This window comes from Hymenobacter jeongseonensis (genome assembly GCF_015694725.1).
GTDB lineage: Bacteria > Bacteroidota > Bacteroidia > Cytophagales > Hymenobacteraceae > Hymenobacter > Hymenobacter jeongseonensis.
The window spans coordinates 427,010-449,606 of record NZ_JADQDQ010000001.1; the positions used below are offsets into that span (position 1 = coordinate 427,010).

The following is a 22,597-nucleotide window of genomic DNA, read 5'->3' on the forward strand; positions in this document are numbered from 1 at the left end:
AAAATTAGGTGCGCTGAATAAGCACGGTGGCGTAGGCGGCCACGCCCTCCTGCCGGCCCACAAAACCCAGTTTTTCGGTCGTGGTTGCTTTGATGGAGATATCGTCTTCGTCGATGCCCATCACGGCGGCCAGCACGCGCTGCATTTCGGCAATGTGCGGATTCACCTTGGGCCGCTCCAGGCAAATGGTCGAGTCGATGTTGCCCACCTCGTAGCCCTTGGACCGCAGCAGGCGCATCACCTCGCTCAGCAGGCGCTTCGAGTCGATGCCCTTGTATTGCGCGTCGGTGTCGGGGAAATGAAAGCCGATGTCGCGCAGGTTGGCCGCGCCCAGTAAGGCATCGCAGATAACGTGAATGAGCACATCGGCATCGGAGTGGCCGAGGGCGCCGTGGGTGTGCGGGACCTGAATGCCACCGAGCCAGAACGGCAGCCCTTCTTGCATTTGGTGAACGTCGTAGCCGAAGCCGGTGCGGATTTTCATGAAGTCGAGTATGGTTTGGCCGACGCGGCCACTGCAAAAGTACCCGCCAGCGTGTTCTCCAACGCCGGGCCGCCACCGGACCATTTTTAGAAAGCCATAAATAATAGCATCGATGACTTTTGTACTAATTAAATTAGTTGTAAATTGCCAGTGTAATTAGTATCGCATGCCGCACGTCTTTCAGCTTTTTTCGATAATGGCTAAAGTATCAACCCGGGCAATTCGTCAAATTCCGGACAGCAGGTGCCGGAGCAGCTGAAGGAAGCTCAAAAATATTAATGGAAACTTTAAACACGTTAAAAGTTTCCATTGTATCTTTGCACCCGCAATGATGGAAATCAAAGAACGAATCCTCAATCACTCGACCACGCTTTTCATGCGCAACGGCATCAAGAGCGTGAGCATGGACGACATCGCCGCCAGCATGGCCATGTCGAAAAAGACCCTCTACAAGTGGTTCGAAAACAAGGACCAGATTGTGCTCGCCACCATGGACCAGCATTTGGGACGGGTGCAGGGCGACTGCGAGGCCATGGCCGGCAACGCGGCCACCGCAGTGGAAGAAATGATGCGCCTCACCACCTGGGCCGAGCAGCAGTTTAGCGGCGTTCACCCCAGCATTTTCTACGACCTCCAGAAGTATTACCCCGCCGCCTGGCAGCTGTTTGTGGCCCACAAAAGCACCTACATCCTCGCGCAAATCACCCAGAACCTGCGCCGCGGCATGGCCGAGGGCCTGTACCGGCCCGACCTCGACGTGGAGGTAATTGCCCGCATGCACCTCTCGCACATCGACCTGATGTTTAACCCCGACCTGTTGCCGCCCGCCCAGTTCACGCCCCAGCGGGTGCGCCGGGCCCTCGACGAGCATTTCCTGTTGGGCGTGGCCACCATTAAAGGCCACAAGCTCATCAACCAATACCGCCACGTGACGGAAGAAGAATAACGACGCCGTTTCCCCCGAACCCCCGCATTCCCCATTACCCTTTTTGATGCTGATGAAAAAGTTGTTGTCACCCAAGCTGCTGCTATTGGCCGCGCTGGCCGGCGCGGCACCCACCGCGCTGCTGGCCCAAACGGCCCCGGCCGCGCTGCCCGCGGCCCCGCCCACGGGCGGCGTCATGGCGCTCAGCCTGCCCCAGGCCGTGAGCTTTGCCATTCAGAATAAATCGACGCTGCTGGCCACCCGCCTCGCCGAGCAAACCGCCAAGGCCCGGGTGGGCGAAATCAAGAGCGCCGGCCTGCCCCAGGTAACCGTGGGCGCCAACGTGGCCAACAACTTTAAGCTGCAGAAGTCGCTGGTAGACTTTTCCAGCTTCGGCGGCGCGCCGCTGGAAGGCGCTACGCTCACGGCGGCCGACATTGCCGCCGCCCAGGGCGGCTCGGCCGTGACCCTGAGCCCGGCCTACGGCGAAGCCCCCCAGACGGGCCCCACGCCGTTGGCTTTCGGCCTGCAGTATGCGGGCTCGACCAGCGCCAGCCTGTCGCAGCTCTTGTTCGATGGCTCCTACCTCATCGGCCTGAAAGCTGCTAAAGTGTACGAGCAGCTTGCCCAGAAGCAAACCCAACAGGCCGAAATCGACGTGGTGGAGCAGGTGAGCAAAGCCTACTACAGCACGCTGGTGGCCCGCTCGCGCCTCGCCCTGCTGGGCCGCAACGTGCAGCGCCTCGACACCGTGCTGAACCAGACGCGCAAGATTTTCAAAGCCGGTTTCGCCGAGAAACTGGACGTGGACCGCCTGCAGGTGCAGCGCAACAACCTGGTGGTGGAGCAGCAGAAAGCGCAGCGCCTCACCGAGTTGAGCCTGGGCTTGTTGAAGTTTCAGATGGGCCTGCCCCAGCAGCAGTCGGTGCTCCTCACCGACTCCCTGGGGGCGGCGGTAGTAGATGCCACGCAGTTGCGCCAGCGCCTTGGCGCGGCCAACTTCGAAAGCGGTAGCGGCGTGGCCGGTACGTCGGCCCTTCCCGGCCAGCCGGCTGCTACGCCCGGCCAGCAAAACACCACCGAGCAGAATCGCCTCGACCAGCAGGCGGCGCTCAGCGGCGGCCGGTCGCCGCAAGCCATTGGTGCGTTGAATTATAACAACCGCGTGGAGTTCTCGCTGCTGGAAACCCAGCAAGCTCTCGCGGGCCTCGACCTGCGCAACCGCCGGGCCAGCGCGTACCCGCGCCTGTTGCTCACGGGGGCCTACGGCTTCACTGGCTCCGACCAGACGCTTGGGGGGCTGATGGAGTTTCGCGGGCCCAACTCGCGCAATGGCAACGGCTTTATCAACCAGAACTGGTTCGGTTTCGGCAACGTGGGTTTGACCTTGCAAGTGCCGGTATTCGACGGCTTCCGCCGCAAGTATCAGGTGCAGCAGGGCCGCATTGCCCAGCAGACCATTGAGAAAGGTTTTGAAACGCTGCGCCAGAGCATCGACCTGCAGGACGCCCAGAGCCGCACGACCCTTGTAAACGCCCTGGACGTGCTGGATAACCAGAAAGCCAACCTCGACCTGGCCGCCGACGTGGCCCGCGTCACCCGCATCAAGTTCAATGCTGGCGTGGGCTCCAACTTGGAGGTTATCACGGCCGAAACCGAGCTGCGCACGGCCCAAACCAACTACTACGGCGCCGTGTACGACGTGCTGGTGGCCAAAGTAGACCGCGATAAAGCCACCGGCGAGCTCTACAGCCAGGTTAAAAAGTAACCTAGTAGCGCGGACTTTTAGTCCGTGCCCCCGAACGACACCCGAATGGCGCGGAGACGCGGACTACAAAGTCCGCGCTACTTATCCGGCGTCTCCCCCTTAACAAAACTTCGAAACACCCGCTTTCTCATGCGTTTCTCTAAAACTCAACCCGCTGCTCTGTTCTTCGCTGGCGCCTTGCTGTTAGCCTCTTGCGGCGGCGACTCGAAAGACCCCAAGGCCGAACTGGCCAAACTGAAAAAAGAACAGGCCGCCAACCAAGCCAAAATCGCGGAGCTGGAAGCCAAAGCAGGCGCTGGCGACAAGCCTGCCGTCACGGCCACGCCGGTATCGGTGATGAAGGTGCAGCCAGAAAGCTTCAAGAGTTACTTGGAAGTGCAGGGCCGCGTCGATTACGACCAGAATGCCGTGGTGAGTGCCCGCGCCGCCGGTAGCCTCACCAACCTGCGCGTGCAGCGCGGCGACCAAGTGCGCAAAGGCCAGGTGTTGGCCACCATCGATGCGTCCATCCTCGATGCCAGCATCGCGGAGCTGCGCACCCGCATGGAGCTGGCCCAAACGGTTTATCAAAAGCAAAAAGGCCTCTGGGACCAGCAGATTGGCACCGAAATCCAGTACCTGCAAGCCAAGAACAACTACGACGCCCTGCGCCGCAACCTAGCCACGCTCAACCAGCAGCGTGCGCTGTATAATGTAGTAGCGCCCTTCGCTGGCACGGCCGATGAGGTAATTCCCAAGCTGGGCGAGGTAGTAGCGCCTGGCACGCCGGTGGTGCGCCTTGCCAGCGGCATGGGCGGCAAGATTCTGGCCGACGTGTCGGAAGCGTATGGCAACAACATCAAGGCCGGCGATAAAGCGCTGGTAACCATCCCTGACCTCGGCGGCGAAGACATTCCCGCCACGGTGCGCGTGGTGAGCCGCACCATCAACGCCACCAGCCGCACCTTCACGGTGGAGCTGCGCCTGCAAGACGCCAAGGCTGCCGATTTGCGCCCCAACATGGTAGCCACGGTTCGTATCTTGAACTACGACCGCCCCAACGCCACTGTGCTGCCCGTGGATTTAGTGCAGCGCGACGAGCAGAACAGCTACGTGTACGTGGTGGCCCAGGAGGGCGGCAAGTCCGTAGCCAAGCGCCGCATCATCAAAACCGGCAACACCTACAACGGCAAAGTGGAAGTGACCAACGGCCTTGCCGCCAACGACCAGGTAATCTCGGGCGGGTATCAGAACCTGAACGAAGGCCAGATAGTGAGTTTATAAGCTAACCGAGCAACTGTTATGCAAGACGTCGAAAAAGAATTTGGCCCAACCAGTTGGTCCATTAATAACAAGACCAGCATCTACATCATCACGGTGCTTCTGTGCATCTCGGGGATTTTTGCCTACATCAAGCTGGGCAAAGAGAAATTCCCCGACATCGTGATTCCGCGCATCATCGTGGCCACGGTGTACCCCGGCACGTCGCCCACGGACATCGAAAACCTGGTGACGCGCCAGCTCGAAAAGGAGATTAAGAGCGTGAACGGGGTGAAGAAGCTCAGCTCGACTTCCAACCAGGACTACTGCATCGTGGACGTCGAGTTTAACTCCGGCGTGGACGTGCAGTACGCCAAGCAGCTCATCAAGGACGCCGTGGACAAGGCCAGCAACGAGTTGCCCAGCGACTTGCCCTCGCCGCCGTCGGTGAACGAGGTGAACCTCTCGGAACTGCCCATCATGAACATCAACTTGGCTGGCAACTTGCCCGTCGCGCAGCTGAAAAAGTACGCCGACGACTTCCAGGACAAGATTGAGGCCCTGCCCGAAATCACCCGCGTCGACATCATCGGGGCCCTCGAGCCCCAGGTGAACGTGGACGTGGACCTGAATAAGCTGCGCGCTTCGCGCCTCGGCTTCACGGACATTACCCGGGCCATTGGCTCCGAGAACGTGACCATTTCGGGCGGTTCCATCGATGTGGGCGGCCAAACCCGCGCCGTGCGCGTGGCCGGCCAATACGCCAAGGCCTCGGACATCGCCGACATTCAGGTGAAAAACCTGAACGGCGCCGCCGTGCGCCTCGGCGACATTGCTACCGTGGAAGACGCCTTCAAGGACCGGGAGTCTTACGCCCGGCTCGATGGCAAGTCCAGCATCAGCTTGAACGTGGTGAAGCGCCAGGGTGAAAACCTGATTGACGCCTCCGACAAAATCAAGGCGCTGGTAGAAGAGTCGAAAGCCAGCCTGCCCAAGGAGTTGGGCATCACCATCACAGGCGATACCTCGAACGACACCCGCGTGACGCTGCACGACCTCATCAACACCATCATCATCGGCTTCCTGCTGGTGACGCTGATTCTGATGTTCTTCATGGGCACCACCAACGCCTTGTTTGTGGGCCTGTCGGTGCCGATTTCGATGTTCTTGGCCTTCCTGCTCATTCCGGTGTTTGGCTTCTCGCTGAACATGATTGTGCTCTTCGCCTTCCTGCTGGCTTTGGGTATTGTGGTCGACGACGCCATTGTGGTCATCGAAAACACCCACCGCATCCTGCACGAGCACCCCAACCTGACCACCGAAAAGGCCGCCAAATTCGCCGCCGGCGAAGTATTTGTGCCCGTATTGGCCGGTACGCTGACCACGGTGGCGCCGTTTGTGCCGCTGCTGTTCTGGCCCGGCATCGTGGGCTCGTTCATGTACTACCTGCCCGTCACGCTTATCCTCACGCTGATGGCCTCGCTGGTCGTGGCCTTCATCATGAACCCCGTGTTCGCCGTGAGCTTCATGCAGCGCGAAGACCACCATGCAGAGGACAACAAGCCGAAAATGACGCGTGGCTTCCTGATTGCTATGGGGGTATTGGCCCTTATCGCCATCATTGGCTACCTCGCCGGCTCGACCTTCGTCGGCAACCTCACCCTGACCATCATCCTATTCGTCCTTCTCGACAAGTTCGTGTTCGTGAAGATGATTGCCTGGTTCCAAACCCGGGCCCTGCCTAGGTTCCAAAACGGCTACGCCAGCCTCGTGGGCGTCGTAACCGGCGGCACGCTCTGGCGTCAGGGCGCTATCATGGTGGGCATGGTGGTGCTGTTCATCCTCTCGGGGGTGGCCGTGGGCATTCGCGGACCCAAAGTGGCCTTCTTCCCCAAAGGCGACCCCAAGTTTGTGTACACCTACCTGAAAATGCCCGTAGGCACCCGCGTCGAAATCACTGATTCGGTGACCAAAGTGTTGGAAAACCGCATTTACGGCGTCATCGGCCGCGACAACCCCGACGTGGAATCGGTGCTCACCAACGTGGCCATCGGCGCCGGCGACCCCGGCGAAGCCTCGGCCCAAGGCGTGTCGCAGTCGCACCTGGGCAAAGTGGGGGTGGCCTTCAAAGAGCTCAGCGAGCGCAAAGGCCCGGCCACCAGCATCTACATGGACAAAATCCGGGAGGTAGTGAAAGGCATTCCCGGCGCCGAAATCTCGGTAGACCAGGAAGCCAGCGGCCCACCCACAGGCAAGGAAATCGCCATCGAAATAGCCGGCGACGACTACGTGGCCCTCGCCAAGTTGTCTAAGAAAGTGACCCGCTACATCGATTCGCTGAAAATCGGCGGCGTCGAGCAGCTGCGCTCCAACCTGGAAGACCGCAACCCCGAAATCGCCGTCAACATCGACCGCACCCGTGCCAACCGCGAAGGCATCAGCACCGCCCAGATTGGTCTGGAAGTGCGCACGGCCATCTACGGCTCGGAAGCCAGCAAATTCAAGACGGCCGACGACGAATACCCCATCCAAGTGCGCTACGCTGAGCCCTACCGCTCCGACGTGGACGCCATCGTGAATGCGCCCCTGACCTTCCGCGATGCCACTGGCCAAGTACGCCAAGTGCCCATCAGCTCCGTGGCCGATGTGACCTACGGCACCACCTACGGCGGCATCAAGCGCAAAGACGTGAAGCGCGTGATTACCATTTCCTCGAACGTGCTCAACGGCTTCACTGGCCCCGACGTGGTGACCAACATCAAGCAGGCCCTCACGGCCTTCCCCACGCCGGCTGGCTACACCATCAAAATGGGCGGCGCCGAAGAAGACCAGAAGGAAACCAGCGACTTCCTGCCGCTGGCCGGTCTGGGCGCGTTGGGTCTGATTTTCATCATCTTGGTGACGCAGTTCAACTCGTTCAGCAAGCCGCTCATCATCCTGTCGGAGGTAATCTTCTCCATCGCCGGCGTGCTATTCGGCCTGGCCATCACGGGCATGAACATCAGCATCGTGATGACGGGCGTGGGCATCATTGCCTTGGCCGGTATTGTGGTGAAAAACGGCATTCTGTTGGTGGAATTCACCGACATGCTGCGCTCGCAGGGTATGCCCTTGCGCGAAGCCATCATCTTGGCCGGCCGCACCCGCCTGAACCCGGTGATTCTGACGGCCACGGCCGCCATCCTGGGCCTCATCCCGCTGGCCATTGGCCTGAACATCGACTTCTATGAGCTGTTCAATTCCGGCAACCCGCACTTTTTCATTGGCGGCGAGTCAGTAGTATTCTGGGGCCCGCTGGCCTGGACCATCATTTTCGGTCTGAGCTTCGCCACGGTTATTACCCTGGTGGTGGTGCCGGTCATGTATTTGCTGACCGAAACCCTCAAAGGAAAAATTACCGGAAAAAACCCCGACACTCTTGCAACCAATTCGGAAGAAGTGGGCTCTGAAGTGGTACGGGCTGAAGACTCACGGGTACTAGCCTAACTATTTATGCGTTGTTGGAGCTCGTCGGTAGTTTTTGTTGCAGCATCAACCACCGACGGGCACCTTCACTGCCCTGCCCATACCGATTCTACGACACCTTTTTTCGCTTACCCTTATGTACGTATCCACTACCAGCGCCACGCATAGCCCTTCTATAGAACAGCAGGTATTCCGAATTATCAGCAAGCGCAAGGCCATCCGGGCCAGCCGCGTGCGCAAAACTGCCAGCCTCGCCCGCGACCTGCGTTTCGACACCGTTGATGTGGTTGACATTATCCTTGAACTGGAGCGCAGCTTCAGCATCGTCATCCCCGACGAAGTACCACTTTACACTGTGGGCGACTTCGTTCGCTACGTGCGGGCGCATGCCGCCGCTGCGTAGACTTTTAGTAAAATAGATATACAAAAAGCCCCGGCAACATACGTTGCCGGGGCTTTTTTGTGGTTGCTACTGCGTGGAATCTAGCGCACGTTGCCGCCTGTGTCGAGGGTGCCGGCATCGGGAGCGTTGCGGCTGCCTTCCCAGGTCCGAACGGTGGGGCCACTGGTTGGGCTGGTGGGCTGGGCATCGGGGCCGGCCTCGTGCACGGGACGTGGGCTGCTGCTTTCGGGCGAACCCAAGCCGGAATCCGTATTGGAGTGCTGCTGGCCCCGGTCAACGGTGCCATGCTGCTTAGCCGACTCGCGGGCGGGCTCGGGGCGCTCGGGGGCGTTGGGCGAGGCCGGACCTGCCGACATCGAAGCGGCCATGCGCTCAGCCGAAGCTTTGTGCTCTTCAGTTTCGCCTGCTACTGCCAAGGACGGACGGGTGGTTTCCCACTCGGTAAATTTGTCCATTTCAGTCTTGAGCGTAGTGGAGAACCACGCCACCAAGGCCACGTCGTCGAGCAGGCCCAGCACCGGAATAAAGTCCGGAATTAAGTCAATCGGGCTCAGGAAATAGATGAGCACGGCCACAGCAGCGGCAATGGTGGTGCCGGGCACGCCCGTGTACTCACCCGACATCGACGCCTTGATGAGCCGGAACATAGTCTGAAGGGTTTCCCAAGCCTCGTGCGCCAGCGTGCCCACGTCGTTTTTGTCGCTGGCTTTTTTGTAGGCGTCCGTCAGCAGTTGCTTCATGCGGGTGGGCTGGCGAACGTAGCCTTCCGCCGTATTCAGAAACTTCTTGAAAATAGCGGAGCCGGCAACATCATTGCTGCTGGGGGGAGTTTGTTGGTTTTGAGCCACGGGAAGCAGAGTTAAGTAATTCGAGAGAGGATGATAGCGGCACGGTTGGCCTGTGCCTAAATACTGATTTAAGGGTTCCAAGGTTGTTAAAGAGGCCGCTATTCGTATCTGAAATGGTGAAAAGTGAACGGGGCCTCCAGCCATAAAACCACTTTAAAAATCAAGTGAAAAAAAGGCCTGCTTCCGTGAAGAAACAGGCCTTTTCAGCGTGAATAGCCGCGCAGAAAGTGGCAGCTACTCAGCAACAGATTGGAGACTTATTCAAAAACCTTTACTACGAATACGTAGTCCTGCAGTTTTTTGAGCTGCTGGGGGCGGCTGGTGCCGGCCAGCTGCCCATAGCGGGGCAGGAGGTAGGGCACGGCGGGTTTGGCCGCGGCCAGGGAATCGACGAGCCGCACCAAATACGAGGACTTGGTGGCGAAGGCCGCGCTTTGGGCGTCGTTCTGGCGGCCGCTCACCACCCCAATCAGGTTGCCGCGCTCATCTAGCAACGGGCCGCCGGAGTTGCCCGGATTCACAGGAATGCTAACCTGGTAAAAAGCGGTGTCGCCCTGAAAGCCCGAGCGGGCACTTAAGGCGCCTTCGCCGTACACCACGTCTTCGCGGGGGTAGCCCAGCGTGTACACCCGTTCGCCCAAGTCCGCCTGGCCTTCTTTGATGGCGTAGGGCAGCCGGCCGAAACCATTGAATGTCTTGTCGGTAATGCGCAGAATGGCCAAGTCGTGCTTGCGGTCGGAGTACACCGGTTCGGCGTGGTAGCGCTTGTGGTCGTGGCCTTCTACCAGTACCGAATCAGCGCCCTGGATTACGTGGTAGCTGGTCACCAGGTAGCCTTCTGACGTCAGGGCGAAGCCCGTGCCGCTGCTTTCCTTGGCCACCGGAGGTGTCGAGCCGGCGCGGCCAAACTGGTTCAGCGTGAGCGTTAAATCTTTCTGGCTCTTCTTAATGCGTTCTACTTCCCGTTTGAGCACGGTGTAGCCGTACATCGAAGGTTGGGTTTTGGCTGCCCGCCACCATTCCAGGCCCAGCAACGTGCAGAACACGGCCAGCACCGCCACCGAAGCGGCCACGCCCATCGTGGCCCGGTGGCCGTTCCAGAACTCGCGCAGCCGGCGCTCGGTGCGCGAAATGCGCAGCATGGGATTCACCGAAGGCGTAAGCTTGCCGGGTTCGGTGGGGGTTGCTGCCGAAGTAAGTTCTTCTGGCGTCTCAGCGGCAAGCATGGTTGCGTGCAGGCTTTGCAACTGTTGGCGCACCTTCTGGCGCTGGCTGTAGGCGCGCAGCGTGCTGGTCATCTCCTTAAAGTCAGCGTACCGCAGGGCCAGTGCCGGGTCGGCCGCCAGACGCGCCTCGAGGTTGGCGCGGGCGGGCCCGGCCAGCTCGCCTAGGGCGTAGGCTTCAAATAGGGCGTAATAATCTGCTTCGGTCATCATGGGTAATAGCTACCAGTGCGGGACCGGCGGCGGTAAGCAAACTGAATGTTCTACGGGCAACGGGCCCGTAGCTAAAAACTTTCAGATAGATTCTTCTTTATAGTGGGTAAAAAATAGTTTTTTCAAGCGCACCAGGCACTTATACTTCTGATTTTTAGCATTATCGGCATTGGTGTAGCCAAATTCTGCGGTTAAATCCTGCATCGATTTGTCGAGCAGGTAAAAGCCTTCTAAAAGCGAGCGGCACGGCTCGCCGAGGTGGTTGAGGGCCTCGCTCATGGTATCGAAGCGGCGGTCCTGTTCCTCGGCGGCAAGCAGGTCTTCCTCGGCCCCGGTGTTCAGGTAGGGGCCGTGCTCCTCGTCGTCGAGCAAACGCACGCCGAAGCGGCTTTTGCTGGTCAAACGCTTGAGCCACAAGCGGCGACACACGGCGTAGAGGTAAGTTTTAATCTGGCAGCTGAGCTCCAGGGAGCCGTCGCGAACTTTCTCATAAAATACCACCACGCCTTCCTGGTACACGTCCTGGGCGTCGTCGTCCGTGCCGCTGTTTTGCAGCACGAAGTGGGACACCATGGGCCAATGCAACCGGTAGAGGTGGGCCAGGGCCCGCTCGTCGCCGTTGCGGATGGCTGCAATCAGTGCGTCGTCAGTAGGAGTCAAAGGAGAGGAAGTTGGATTGCTCCTGCTCATTCACTTTCGGGGGTTAATACAGATAAAGGCTACAAGTAACCCACTAAAATAATTTTTTATCGACCGGGTTACCTTTTCGGCAAGCCAGAATAAAGGGCAGTTTTTGAGTTAACCCACTTTCAAAATTACCCCCAAAATGAAGAACCTGATTAAAGTTGCTGCCCTGGGCCTCGCCCTAACTGCTGGTCTGACCTCGTGCGAGTCGAAGACGACCGAAACCACCACCGTTGAGGCTCCTGCTACGACCGAGACCACCACTACCACCACCACCGACACCACCATGACGGCTGCTCCCGCTACGGATGCTACCGTTCCTGCTACCACGGAGGCTTCGAGCACCACCACCACCACCACCGAAGCTCCTAAGTAGTTGACTGCTGGCTTCGTGCCAGCTCATTACTAGCTGATTCAAAGCAGCCCGATTTTTCCGCAAGGAAAAGTCGGGCTGCTTTTTTGTGCTTGGGCGCGGCGCTGCCAGTGCACGGAGCAAGTTTTCAAAATTGATAAAAAGCAGTTTCTGTTAAGCCCGGCATTAAAATACTAAGTGCAAGCTCAGCTGATTAAAGCAAGTAAGTCAGCGGCTATGCCGGGCCAGGGTTGGTGCAGGTTGAGGGTGACGACCCGCACCGGATGGCCGCCCAAGGTGTAGCGCACATCCACGTTTTGGGTGGCGGCAGGGTATAGGATGATGCCTTCGAGGGCCTGCGCGGGCGCCGGGCGCTGGTTCTGGAGATAGGCGTAGAGTTGGTAGAGGTGCGGGGCAATGAGCCGCTGCCGGTCGTAGCGGGTGCGCAAGGCGGCAGCGTAATATTTGGTGTCGAGGATGATTTTACGGTCAGGTGCTTCGAGGGTCGTGTCCGTGAGCATGGTGGGCAGCAGCGCCAGGTCATCGGTTTGTCCCTGGGCTTGCCAGCTGATGGTTTCGGCATAAACGCGGTAGCGGCGCTGCTCGCGGCGAAAAAAATTGCGGGTGAACTGCTCAAACAGCCGGGCCATGAAGACTTCGTCGCGGCGAAAGTCAGCGAAGCGGCTGCGGCCCTGCGCGGTGGGTTCGGGCAGGGCAATCTGCCACACCAGCTCGCACACGTGCAGCAGGAAAGCTCCCGCACTACTCGGCCTTTGCCGCCGCAACTCCCGGAATGTAGCCGCGGTGGGTTTGGCCGCCGTCGCCTCGTAGTAGGAAGCCGGAAACCGGCGGCGTACTTGGCTCAGCTCCCGGCGCAACGCCAGGGGTAGGTCGGCGGCACTGGCCAGGCTGGCCAGCGTTTGGGCCAGCAGGCGGTGCAAGGGCGAGTCTGGGGTTAGCTCGTCGAAAGAGCAAACGGCGCGGCCCTGTGCCAGCAACCCACGGCTCAGGCTGGGCGTCAGTTCAATGCGGCCGCGCAGGCTGGTAAGCTCCGCTTCCCGGGGCTGAAACGCGCGCGGCAGGCCGGCTTGGAGCAGGCGGCGGGTGCCGTGCAACAGCACTTGGGCAAGCATGGCCAACGGCCGATGAAACGGCGTGGCCTCGCTGGCTTCCAGCACCGCCGGCTCGGGCAGCCGGTTCCAAGCATAGCAGAGGAAGTAGTAGAGAGTGGCTACCGGTATCATGGAGTTATTCGGCTGGGACGGATTCCACGGGTGTTTTTCGCCAGAAGGGAAGCTATTCTATTTCAGGCAGCAGCTATGCCAGCAACTTGCGAAGCTGGGCCGCGGCCGTAGCTGGCTGCTCCCGCCAGTAATCTGCCAGGAGCGGCCCGATTTCCTGCTCGAATATCAGGCGAAGCCAGCTGGCAGCCTGGTCGGGTTGAGCGGGCGGCTGGCAGAAATAGCTGTGCCCAATAACAAAATCGGGCCCCAATTCCAGGTCATCAGCAATGGTGTGATTGAGGGCGGCCATGCGCGTACACAACTGCTCAACGAGAGGTCCGGGCACTTGCCGCGCCTCGAGAAAATGCTGCAGCGGCGTTCCAAACTGGGGCTTCAATTCCACAAACGCAAAGCGGCGGCGCAGCGCATAGTCGAGCGGGCTGAGCGAGCGGTCGGCCAGATTAAGGGTGCCGATGACGTGCAGGTTGTCGGGCACGAAGAAACGGGGCGCCTCCGGGGGCGCGTAGGGCAGGCGCAGGGCGTGGGCGGGGCCGCGCTTGTCGGCCTCCAGCAGCAAGAGTAGCTCCCCAAAAATGCGGGGAACGTTGCCCCGGTTCACTTCGTCGATGAGCAGGAAGTACGGCCGCTCAGGGTCGGCGGCCGCGCGTTGGCACAGGAGCGGCAGCACGCCGGGCACGAGGTGAAAACGGCCATCAGCATCGGGCCGAAAGCCCAGAATAAAGTCCTCGTAGCCGTAGCTGGGATGAAATTGCACCAGTTCGATGCGGCTTTCGTCCTGGGCGCCCAGCAGCAGCCACGCCAAGCGGCGCGCCAGAAAGGTTTTGCCCGTGCCGGGCGGGCCTTGCAGCAGCAGGTTGCGGCGCCGGGCCAATCCCGCCAGCGTAGCTTCCAGCTCGGTTTCGCTGATGAAAAGCTCGGCCAGAGCATCGGCGCGGGAATAAGTCGGCTCTTCGTAAGAGGCGCGCGGTTCGGCGGCTTGGGTGGGCGCAGGAGTTGCGTCCGGAGCTTCGCGGACCCGGCCCGTGTAAAGGTCTTCCGTTTGCTGGCGGGCGGTTTCCTCGCCGTCGTGAGCCGAGCCCGAGGTGAGCACGGGGCGCTTGGTGCTGATGGTGAAATCGAGTCCTTCTAGCAAGGCGTTGGTTGGGGCGCCGGCCGGGCGGGGCCAGCGGGCGGCGGGGTTGCCGGTCGCCAGGCGGTAGGCGCGCTCGGCCACGGCGCGGGGCGGGTAGCGGCGCCCGCGGTACACCAGCTCGTAAACGGTGCCTGCAGGCAATGGCCGGCCCTCGCGGGCTATCTGGCGCAAGGCCCGCAACACTTGCTCGCGGGTAAGCAGCGGGGGCGGCTGGGCAGCAGGGGCGGAGGGCATGGCGAATAGGGTAGAGCCGGAACGGGCGGCAAATTCAATCAAAAGCAGCTAAAAACACGTCATGCGGAACGCCCGAACCCATCGCTACCGCCCAAGTAAGTTATTACTCTCGTGGTAGCGATGGGTTCGGGCGTTCCGCATGATGTGCTGACGGCTACGCGCTTGGACTGCTTACGGGGCGACCGTGAACGTGCGGGTTACCGAGTTGAAGGCGCCAGGCAGCAGGTTGCCGCTGCCGTCAATCAGCTCCAGTTTCACGGTGTTCTCACCGGCGGGCAGGCCTTCCATCTGGTAGGGCATCCAGCGCTCAAGCATGAATTCGGTGCCGTTGATGGTGGCGCGCACGCGGTTTCCGCCGGGCTCCAGCGTGGTGTTTACGAGGTAAAAGTCCAGCATGATGCGACGGGCATCGGCGCCGGAATACGTGTCTTTCGGGCGGCTGTAGAACAGGTTAGGCGCGTTCACGTCAATGATGGGCGCACCGGTTGGCGTGACATTGCCCACGTTGATAATGCGCAGGTCGTAAGCGCCCCGGTGCTTCAAGCTCTCGTGGTAGGAGCGCGACAAGAACGAGAGCACGGCGTGCTGCCCGTCGGGAATGGCTTTTTTGAAGCTCGTTTCGTAGTGCGCCGTGTAGGGCTGGTTGTCCACGATGTTGTGAATGTGCTGGCCTTGCTTGGAGTTGGCCATCTGGGCCATGTGCGGGCCGCCGCTCATTTTGGTGAGCTGGAAATTAGTTACTTGGTAAGCAAAGGCAACTTCGCCGCTGGGAATCGTAGAATTCGCAATGGGCGAACGCAGCTGCATCTGGGCTTCGGGGAAACGGGGCGAGTCGTTGAAGGGCGTCAGGCGGATGCCGTTCGACTCCATGCTTTCGGCGCTGGCGGCACCGTTGGTGGCCGGGGTGCCGGTGCCGGCTGCGGCGCTCACATCGGTAGTAGGCTTGCTGGTTTCGCAGCTTGCCAAGAGGGCCAAAGTCAGGGTGGTGCTGCAGAGCAGCCAGAGAGGACGTTTCATGTAGAAGGGAATCAAAAAATGGTTGTCAGCTGTTTATCCGAAAATATCTATAAGCTGAGCTGCTTACGGCCGATACCCGGTGCAGGGTTTTGCTTAACTTGCGTCCTTGCCCACCGTGGGGCTTACTCAGCCTCAAAGTAAACCTAATTTTCTCATGCAAGACCAACTTCTTGACCAAATTCCCTCGCTCGACCTCGCCGACTTCCGTTCCGGCGACCCCGCGCGGAAGGCCCACTTCGTGCAGCAGCTCGGTGAGGCCTACCAAAACATTGGCTTCGTGGCCCTGAAAAACCACGGCCTGAACGACGAGCAAACCAAGCAGTTATACGCCGACGTGCAGGCGTTCTTCCAACTGCCCGACGAAGCCAAGCAGCGCTACGAAAACCCGGAGTTGGCCGGCCAGCGCGGCTACATCAGCAAGGGCAAGGAGCACGCCAAGGGCCGCAACACCGGCGACCTGAAGGAATTCTACCATGTGGGCCAGGAAGTGGAAGAAGAGGACCCCATCAAGAACGAATACCCCGACAACATCTGGCCCGAGGAAGTGCCCAGCTTTAAGCAGAGCACCTTCACGGCGTACCGCACGCTGGAGAGTGCCGGCCAGGATGTGCTGCGCGCCATTGCGCTCTACCTGCACCTGCCCGAGAACTACTTCGACGACAAGGTGAAGCACGGCAACAGCATTCTGCGCCCCATTCACTACTTCCCCATCGAAGACCCGGAAGCAGTGCCCGCCGACGCCGTGCGCGCCGCCGAACACGGCGATATCAACCTGATTACCTTGCTGATGGGCGCCAGCGCCGACGGCCTGCAGGTGAAGCGCCGCGACGGCAAGTGGATTCCCATCACGGCCCTGCCCGACCAGATTGTGGTGAACGTGGGCGACATGCTCCAGCGCCTGACCAACGGCGTGCTCAAGTCGACCATTCACCGCGTGGTGAACCCGGCCCGCGAAAAAATGAACACCTCGCGTTTCAGCATTCCGTTCTTTATGCACCCGCGCTCCGAAATGAGCCTGGCGGCCTTGGAGCACTGCGTAACGCCCGAAAATCCCAAGAAAGAGGCCGACATCACGGCCGGCGAGTTCCTGAACGAGCGGCTGATTGAGCTCGGCCTGAAGAAGAAGTAAGCGGCCCGATGGGCAGATTTGAAAAGCGGCTCGTCTCCCCAGACGGGCCGCTTTTTTGTTCGATAATCAGGCCGTTGCTTTCGGCACAACGCCTCGTGCGGGAGCATAACCGCCGCCAGCCGTTGCTTTGGACGTAGGCATTTGCCTTACCTTCGAGTGTAGGCCACTGTCCTTTCCCGTGCAATCGATTCCTTCCTCTACTCCCACGGTTTCGCTTACGCCGCCGCCGCGCCGGTCGGGCAAGCGCACGCGGCGGGTGCGGGGCATTATTTTTTTGAAGGACGTGGCGGCGCTGGGCTTCACGGCCTTTGGCGGACCGCAGGCCCATTTGGCCATGATGTTCCGGTTGCTGGTCGACAAGCGGCGCTACATCAGCATGGCCGAATTGCTGGAACTGCAGGCCCTGTGCGCCTTGCTGCCCGGGCCCACCTCCACCCAAACCATCACGGTGATTGGCTTTCGGCTGGGCGGGCCCAACCTGGCGTACCTCACGCTACTGGTCTGGATGATTCCCTCCGTCACGCTGATGACGCTGGCCGCCCTCACCCTCAGCCACCTCGACCCGGTGCGGGTGACGGCCCTGGTGCAGTTTGTGCAGCCCGTGGCAGTGGGGTTCGTGGCCTTTTCTGCCTACCGCATCGCCGAAAAAGTCATTCATACCAAAACGGCTGTGGCCCTGATGGTGACCGCCGCCATGATGGCCTACTTCTTCCAACTGCCTTGGATGCTGCCGCTGTTGCTGCTGGCGGGCGGGGCCGTTACCACGGTGCGCTACCGCAAGCACGCCATCATTCAGGAGAAAAAGCCCTTGCAGGTAGAGTGGGCCAACTTCGTGCTGTGGCTGGGTATTCTGGTGGGGGCGGCCGTGCTGGGGCACTACACCCGCCTGCTGCCGGTGCGGCTGTTCGAAAACTTTTACCGCAACGGCTCGCTCGTGTTTGGTGGCGGGCAAGTGCTGGCGCCGCTGCTGTATGCCGAGTTTGTGGAGTTTAAGCACTACCTCACGGGGCCGGAGTTTCTGTCGGGGCTGGGGCTGGTGCAGGCCATGCCGGGGCCTAATTTTTCGATTGCGGCCTACATCGGGGCGCTGGCCATGCGGCCGGCGGGCGGCCCGGCCACGCAGGTGATGGGCGCGCTGGTGGGCACGGCGGGCATCTTTTTGCCGGGTACCTTCCTCATTTTCTTTGTAATACGATTCTGGGGCCGGCTGCGGCAATACCGCGTGGTGCAGGCCTCGCTGGAAGGCGTGAACGCCGTGAGTGCCGGGCTGGTGTGCGCGGCCACGTTCCTGCTCTACCACCCGCTGCCGGATAAAACGCTGGCCCTGCCCTTTCACCTGGGTCCCATCGATACCCTGCCCGTGAACCCGCTGCTGGTGGGCACCACCTTCCTGTTGCTGCTATCGGAAAAAGTGCCGTCGGTGTTCATTGTGGGAGTCGCCTTGCTGGCTGGAGCCTTTATTCGGTAGGGCCGGTTCTTTCTTAGCCACGCGCACAACGTCTTGCACCGGTCGAATAACTCGGGTCGCGGGGAAGCTGCTGAAATGAATCAGGGTTTGCCGTGACGGAAATCATGGGGCCTGGGCCTGCCGAAGCCCACCTTTGCAGACCCGCTAACCGCGCCAGCACCTGCCTGCAACGACCAAATCCCCGGCTCATGAACGTCACCTTTTTCAACACCAAGCAATACGACCAGCAATTCTTCACGCAGGTCAACGAAGAGCACGGGCACGAGCTGCAGTTCCTGGAAGTGCCGCTGAATGCCCACACCGCCGTGCTGGCCAAGGGCGCCGATGCCGTTTGCGTATTCGTGAACGACCGGGTTGATGCCGAAGTCCTGCACCAACTCGCCCATGCTGGGGTGCGCCTGCTGGCCCTGCGGTGCGCGGGCTACAATAATGTCGACCTCAGTGCCGCGGCCTTGCTCGGCCTGCCCGTGGTGCGGGTGCCCGCGTACTCGCCCTACGCCGTGGCCGAGCACGCCCTGGCCCTCATCCTGACGCTTAATCGCAAAACGCACCGGGCTTACAACCGCGTGCGGGAAGGCAATTTTGCCCTCAATGGCCTAATGGGCTTCGACCTGCACGGCCGCACGGTGGGCCTTATTGGCTTGGGCACCATTGGGCTGGTCACGGCCCGCATCCTGAAGGGATTTGGCTGCCGGGTACTGGGCTACGATGTCAAGGACAGCGCGGAGGCCCAGAAAATAGGCGTAGAATTCACCACCCTCGACAGCCTTTACGCGCAGGCCGATATCATTTCGCTGCATTGCCCGCTCACGCCCCAAACCCACCACCTAATAAACGAGGCGGCCATCGCCAAAATGAAGGCCGGCGTGATGCTCATTAACACCAGCCGGGGCGCCATCATCGACACCAAAGCCGTGATTCAAGGCTTAAAAAGCGAGAAGATTAAGTACTTGGGACTCGACGTGTACGAGGAGGAGGGTGACCTGTTCTTTGAGGACTGCTCCAACAAAGTCATTCAGGACGACGTGTTCATGCGGTTGCTGTCCTTCAATAACGTCCTCATTACCGGGCACCAAGCCTTTTTTACCTCCGACGCGCTGCACAACATCGCCCAGATTACGCTGCAGAACATCTCCGATTTTGAGCAGGGCCGGGTGCTGACGAATGCCGTGCCGCTGCCGGCCGCCACTGCCTCCCGGTAGCGTGCCCGACGTCCCTAGCGCGGCACTGCCCGGGCCAGGTACGCGTCGCGCGCTTCCTCCAGCTGGGCGGCTAGGGCGGCCCGCTGTTCCAGCAGGGCTGCGCCCACGGCCGGAGCGCGCTGAAACAGGCGCAGGGCGCGCAGCCGGGCCAGGCGGGCGGTCAGGGTTTGCCAGTAGCTCAGGGCATAGAATCCGGTAAATGGCAGACTAAGCACATACAGCGCCGTCAGGCGCCAGTCGTGGGTGAGCCAGTGGTGCACAGCTGCGGCTTGCAGGCCATAGGCCAAGGGGAAGGTAATCATGCCCACTACCAGCATAATGGGCGCCACAAATTCAATCTCCTTGGTAGCGCGCTTGGCCACTATCGAGGGCAGAATGTAAGGCAGGTAGTTGTTGAGTACGCCATAGAGCCACACGGGCAGGCCCAGAACCAGGTTGAGTAGGCCAACAATAGTGCCCCGGCGCTGGCCCTCGAGGGCTTCGTCGGTCAGGCGGTGCTTACGCAGGGCCTGCAGGTAGATATGGAGCTGCTGGCGCACGGCCACCAGCCGGGTGGGTGCGTTGTGGTCGAACCACGCCAGCGCCTGCAGCAGCGTTTGGCTGAGCTGGAAGTTGTCGTAGAGCGTGTGCGGGTCATCATCGTCGAGGTTGAGATGGTCGCCAAACGTTCGTTCAATCTGCTGCACGAACACGTCGTCGGCCGCGTCGCGGGTGATAACTAGGCGGCGCTCCAAGGCTTCGCGAATGGTGTCGGTGAGCTGGACGGCGGCGGCTTCGGGGTCGGTGGCGTAAAGCTCGGCGTAGTCGGCCACCACAATGGGCGGCGCCACGTTCAGCAGCACGTCGGAACGAAAGCGCGACGGGTCAAAATAATTAATGGCAATGGGCACCACTTTCAGCCCCAGCTTGAACTGGTGCCGGGCTTCGGCGCCCAGAGCAATGCGGGCGGCACCGGTTTTGAGGGGGCGCAGCCGGCGCTCGCTCACGCTGGTGCCTTCCGGAAAAATCATGATGGTACCGCCTTCGCCCAGGTAGTCGTAGCAGCGGCCGAACGTGGCTTCGTTTTGGGCCGCAAATTCTGCGGGCGTGATGGGTCCGGTTCCCACATCTTGCCGCCGGTAGATGGGAATGGAGTTGCCCGACGCCATAATGGACCGCAGAATGGGGTTCTGAAAAAAGGTGCTTTTGGCCAAAAAAGCCACCGGCTGGCGGCTGTTGATACCCACCAGCAACGGGTCCATCAGCGTGTTGGGGTGGTTGCCGGCAAACAGCAACGGTCCCGGCAACGCCAGCCGCTCGCGGTGCCGAACTTCGATGTTGCGAAAAAACACCCGCAGGGCTACCTGCAAAATGGGCTTGATGACGGTATAAAAGAGCATGAGCCGACGAGGATTGGGCCTGCTAAGGTAGGCGACCCGCCCATGCGCCGCTACCACACCCGCCACCAAAAAAAACGCCGCCAGCCCATAGGCGTGGCGGCGTATGGTACGCGAGTCCCGGTGCGGCTACCGGCGGGCGTTGGCTTTGGCGCGCTTCTCGGCGGCTTTGGCTTTGTCCTCGGCGAGCTTGGTTTTGACTTTGGCTTTGCGCTCGGCTTCTTCTTCCATTTTCTTGCGCTTGCCGGGGTACCTCAGGTCGAAGGTTTTGATTTTGAGCAGGCTGTCGGCCTCCACAATGGACCGGCGGGTGGTGACCCGGCCCGTGAGGGAAACCAAATCGCCCTCAGCCATTTGAATGGTGCTGCTGTCTTTGGCCGTTACGAGGCCAGTTGGCGAAATAACGGTGCCATTCACCAGCTTTTTATCGGCCGTAATTGGGTTGGTGATGCCCAGCTCGGTGAGCACAATCCGACCATCTTTCATGGTGAGGCCATCTTTCAACCCAGCGCCTTTGGACACCAGCCGAGCCTTGGGGGCTACACCGCCGGGCTTGCGTGGCGCCACGCGAGTTTGGGCCTGGGCCATAGTCCCGCCCAGCAGCGTTAGCGATAGAATGCAGCCGAAGAGAAAACGAAAATTCATGGGAATTTGGGGATAGAGAAGCGTAAAAAGAAAAACGATTATTAATTAATGTGAGTCGCGGAGGGCATGGCGCTTAGTAAAAGGACTGCATCTGCGGATAATTGTTAAATGCAAAACCGGGGCCAAGTTTTCACAGGGATACAAATTTACTACGTTAAATGGAGTTTGGGCAGTTGCAAAGAATACGTGACGGTCTTAAACAAGCCCGGCCCGAACTCGGGAATGGAAAGCTAGATGTGCTTGTACAGCCTACTGACGAGGTTATTTGCCGTCACCTCAACGCTCGGGTCTTGGGTGGCGGCTGTTTAATGGTTACGAGTAATGAATGGCCTACGGATTCCCGCTTCGGTGTAACTGCCGGGCGTGCCAGGAAAGAAAACGCCTTTTTAAACTACAATTTCTCTTCAACCTATTCACGTACCTTCAGGGAAGTAGCCCCAAAGCCACCGGAGCCGTATTCAGTAGCGGAAACAATTCGCATGTTCGATAATGGGTGCATGATTTCCGTAAAATGGATTTTGTGACCCCAGCGATGGCAGGAAGCATCTGGCAAGCGGTTTCGTATTCAAAAGCACTCAAAAAACGCACGCTGTGGATTACAAAGACTATTACAAGGTGCTGGGCGTGGAAAAAAATGCGACGCCTGAGCAAATCAAGAAGGCCTACCGCAAGTTGGCCCGCCAGCACCATCCCGACATTAACCCCAACGACAAGGAGGCCGAGCGGAAGTTCAAAGACCTCAACGAGGCGAACGAAGTCCTCAGCGACCCCGAAAAACGAAAGAAATACGACCGGTTTGGGGCCGACTGGCAGCGCTACCAGCAGCAGCCCAGCGGCGCGGGCCGCGGCGGCCAGCCCGGCGGTGGCTTCGACTGGAGCCAGTACACGCAGGGCGGCGGCTTTGGCGAAGGCGGCCGGTTCGACGAAGGAGAAGACTTCTCGGATTTCTTCGGCTCGCTGTTTGGCAAGATGGGCGGTGGCCGGGCGGGCGGCAGTCGCCCCGGCGCCGGGCCCGACTACCAAGCCGAGTTGGAGCTGACGCTGGCAGAAGCCTACCACGGCGGCCCGCGCACCGTCACGGTGAATGGCAAAAACCTGCGCCTCACCATCCAGCCGGGCGTGGCCGATGGGCAGACCATCCGGTTGCGCGACCAAGGCGGCCCCGGCCGCCATGGCGGCCCCAACGGCTCGCTGCTCATCACCTTCCGCATTCAGCCCGATTCCCGCTACGCCCGTACTGGCGACGACCTGACTCAAGACGTGCCCGTCAGCATCTACAAGGCGCTGCTGGGCGGCGAGCAAACCGTGGAGACCCTTAGCGGTTCCGTAAAAATTAAGCTCAAGCCCGAAACCCAGAATGGAACTCGCCTGCGCCTGCGCGGCAAGGGTTTTCCCATTTACAAGAAGCCCGGGGAGTTTGGCGACCTCTACCTGCGCCTTAATCTCACGCTACCCCAGCACCTGACGGCGCAGGAAAAGGAGTTGATTCAGCAGCTGGCCGCGCTCCGCTCTGCCGAGTAGGAGCCCGAAGCATAATCCGTCGCCT

General features: G+C 60.3%; 18 protein-coding genes and 1 pseudogene. 10 read left to right on the forward strand and 9 right to left on the reverse strand.

Features of this window, described 5'->3' with window-relative positions; genetic code table 11:
• Positions 1-4 precede the first annotated feature (4 nt).
• The gene (gene ispF, locus I2I05_RS01825) at positions 5-484 is read right to left on the reverse strand and encodes a 2-C-methyl-D-erythritol 2,4-cyclodiphosphate synthase (RefSeq protein ID WP_196280493.1); all 480 of its coding nucleotides are present in this window, start codon (positions 482-484) and stop codon (positions 5-7) included.
• A gap of 328 nt (positions 485-812) precedes the next feature.
• On the opposite strand from ispF, the gene I2I05_RS01830 reads away from it, so the two are divergent.
• From I2I05_RS01830 to I2I05_RS01850, 5 genes are all read left to right on the forward strand, one after another.
• A complete protein-coding gene (locus I2I05_RS01830; protein WP_230688080.1) occupies positions 813-1,430 on the forward strand; it encodes a TetR/AcrR family transcriptional regulator in 618 nt (205 codons plus the stop codon).
• A gap of 52 nt (positions 1,431-1,482) precedes the next feature.
• A complete protein-coding gene (locus tag I2I05_RS01835) occupies positions 1,483-3,177 on the forward strand; it encodes a TolC family protein (protein WP_196280494.1) in 1,695 nt (564 codons plus the stop codon).
• A gap of 129 nt (positions 3,178-3,306) precedes the next feature.
• Positions 3,307-4,440 carry an efflux RND transporter periplasmic adaptor subunit gene (locus I2I05_RS01840; protein WP_196280495.1) on the forward strand — a complete coding sequence of 378 codons (1,134 nt, stop codon included), beginning with the start codon at positions 3,307-3,309 and terminating at the stop codon, positions 4,438-4,440.
• Between the two features lie 18 nt (positions 4,441-4,458).
• Positions 4,459-7,902, forward strand: a complete 3,444-nt coding sequence (locus I2I05_RS01845; protein WP_196280496.1) for an efflux RND transporter permease subunit — start codon at positions 4,459-4,461, stop codon at positions 7,900-7,902.
• Positions 7,903-8,017: 115 nt separating this feature from the next.
• Complete coding sequence (locus I2I05_RS01850; protein WP_196280497.1) at positions 8,018-8,284, forward strand: acyl carrier protein; 267 nt, start codon at positions 8,018-8,020, stop codon at positions 8,282-8,284.
• Positions 8,285-8,769: 485 nt separating this feature from the next.
• Here the strand turns inward: I2I05_RS01850 and I2I05_RS22430 are convergent.
• The 3 genes and pseudogenes from I2I05_RS22430 to I2I05_RS01865 form a co-directional block, all read right to left on the reverse strand.
• Positions 8,770-9,276: pseudogene (locus I2I05_RS22430) on the reverse strand (YkvA family protein); the annotation flags it as partial.
• A 113-nt stretch (positions 9,277-9,389) separates the two neighbouring features.
• Positions 9,390-10,568: a S1 family peptidase gene (locus I2I05_RS01860; protein WP_196280498.1), complete on the reverse strand. Its 1,179-nt coding sequence runs from the start codon at positions 10,566-10,568 to the stop codon at positions 9,390-9,392.
• A gap of 81 nt (positions 10,569-10,649) precedes the next feature.
• A complete protein-coding gene (locus I2I05_RS01865; protein WP_317192301.1) occupies positions 10,650-11,228 on the reverse strand; it encodes an RNA polymerase sigma factor in 579 nt (192 codons plus the stop codon).
• 166 nt (positions 11,229-11,394) lie between these two features.
• Here I2I05_RS01865 and I2I05_RS01870 point away from each other — a divergent pair, with 166 nt between their 5' ends.
• Complete coding sequence (locus I2I05_RS01870) at positions 11,395-11,628, forward strand: hypothetical protein (protein ID WP_196280500.1); 234 nt, start codon at positions 11,395-11,397, stop codon at positions 11,626-11,628.
• A 182-nt stretch (positions 11,629-11,810) separates the two neighbouring features.
• On the opposite strand, the gene I2I05_RS01875 is transcribed toward I2I05_RS01870, so the two are convergent.
• From I2I05_RS01875 to I2I05_RS01885, 3 genes are all read right to left on the reverse strand, one after another.
• The gene (locus tag I2I05_RS01875; RefSeq protein WP_196280501.1) at positions 11,811-12,848 is read right to left on the reverse strand and encodes a 5-methylcytosine restriction system specificity protein McrC; all 1,038 of its coding nucleotides are present in this window, start codon (positions 12,846-12,848) and stop codon (positions 11,811-11,813) included.
• Positions 12,849-12,921: 73 nt separating this feature from the next.
• Positions 12,922-14,214, reverse strand: coding sequence for an AAA family ATPase (locus I2I05_RS01880; RefSeq protein ID WP_196280502.1), 1,293 nt, complete (start codon positions 14,212-14,214; stop codon positions 12,922-12,924).
• Positions 14,215-14,385: 171 nt separating this feature from the next.
• Positions 14,386-15,231, reverse strand: coding sequence for a hypothetical protein (locus I2I05_RS01885; RefSeq protein ID WP_196280503.1), 846 nt, complete (start codon positions 15,229-15,231; stop codon positions 14,386-14,388).
• Between the two features lie 154 nt (positions 15,232-15,385).
• On the opposite strand from I2I05_RS01885, the gene I2I05_RS01890 reads away from it, so the two are divergent.
• The 3 genes from I2I05_RS01890 to I2I05_RS01900 all read left to right on the forward strand — a co-directional run bounded on the left by I2I05_RS01890 (position 15,386) and on the right by I2I05_RS01900 (position 19,030).
• Positions 15,386-16,360 carry an isopenicillin N synthase family dioxygenase gene (locus tag I2I05_RS01890; protein WP_196280504.1) on the forward strand — a complete coding sequence of 325 codons (975 nt, stop codon included), beginning with the start codon at positions 15,386-15,388 and terminating at the stop codon, positions 16,358-16,360.
• Between the two features lie 178 nt (positions 16,361-16,538).
• A complete protein-coding gene (chrA, locus tag I2I05_RS01895; protein WP_394368715.1) occupies positions 16,539-17,828 on the forward strand; it encodes a chromate efflux transporter in 1,290 nt (429 codons plus the stop codon).
• 188 nt (positions 17,829-18,016) lie between these two features.
• The gene (locus tag I2I05_RS01900; RefSeq protein WP_196280505.1) at positions 18,017-19,030 is read left to right on the forward strand and encodes a 2-hydroxyacid dehydrogenase; all 1,014 of its coding nucleotides are present in this window, start codon (positions 18,017-18,019) and stop codon (positions 19,028-19,030) included.
• A 14-nt stretch (positions 19,031-19,044) separates the two neighbouring features.
• Here I2I05_RS01900 and I2I05_RS01905 read toward each other — a convergent pair whose 3' ends face one another.
• Positions 19,045-20,409 carry a lysophospholipid acyltransferase family protein gene (locus I2I05_RS01905; RefSeq protein WP_196280506.1) on the reverse strand — a complete coding sequence of 455 codons (1,365 nt, stop codon included), beginning with the start codon at positions 20,407-20,409 and terminating at the stop codon, positions 19,045-19,047.
• A 126-nt stretch (positions 20,410-20,535) separates the two neighbouring features.
• Positions 20,536-21,051, reverse strand: a complete 516-nt coding sequence (locus I2I05_RS01910; RefSeq protein ID WP_196280507.1) for a DUF6799 domain-containing protein — start codon at positions 21,049-21,051, stop codon at positions 20,536-20,538.
• 591 nt (positions 21,052-21,642) lie between these two features.
• On the opposite strand from I2I05_RS01910, the gene I2I05_RS01915 reads away from it, so the two are divergent.
• Entirely contained in the window at positions 21,643-22,572 is a 930-nt protein-coding gene (locus tag I2I05_RS01915; RefSeq protein WP_196280508.1) for a DnaJ C-terminal domain-containing protein, read from the forward strand.
• The last annotated feature ends 25 nt before the right edge of the window (positions 22,573-22,597 follow it).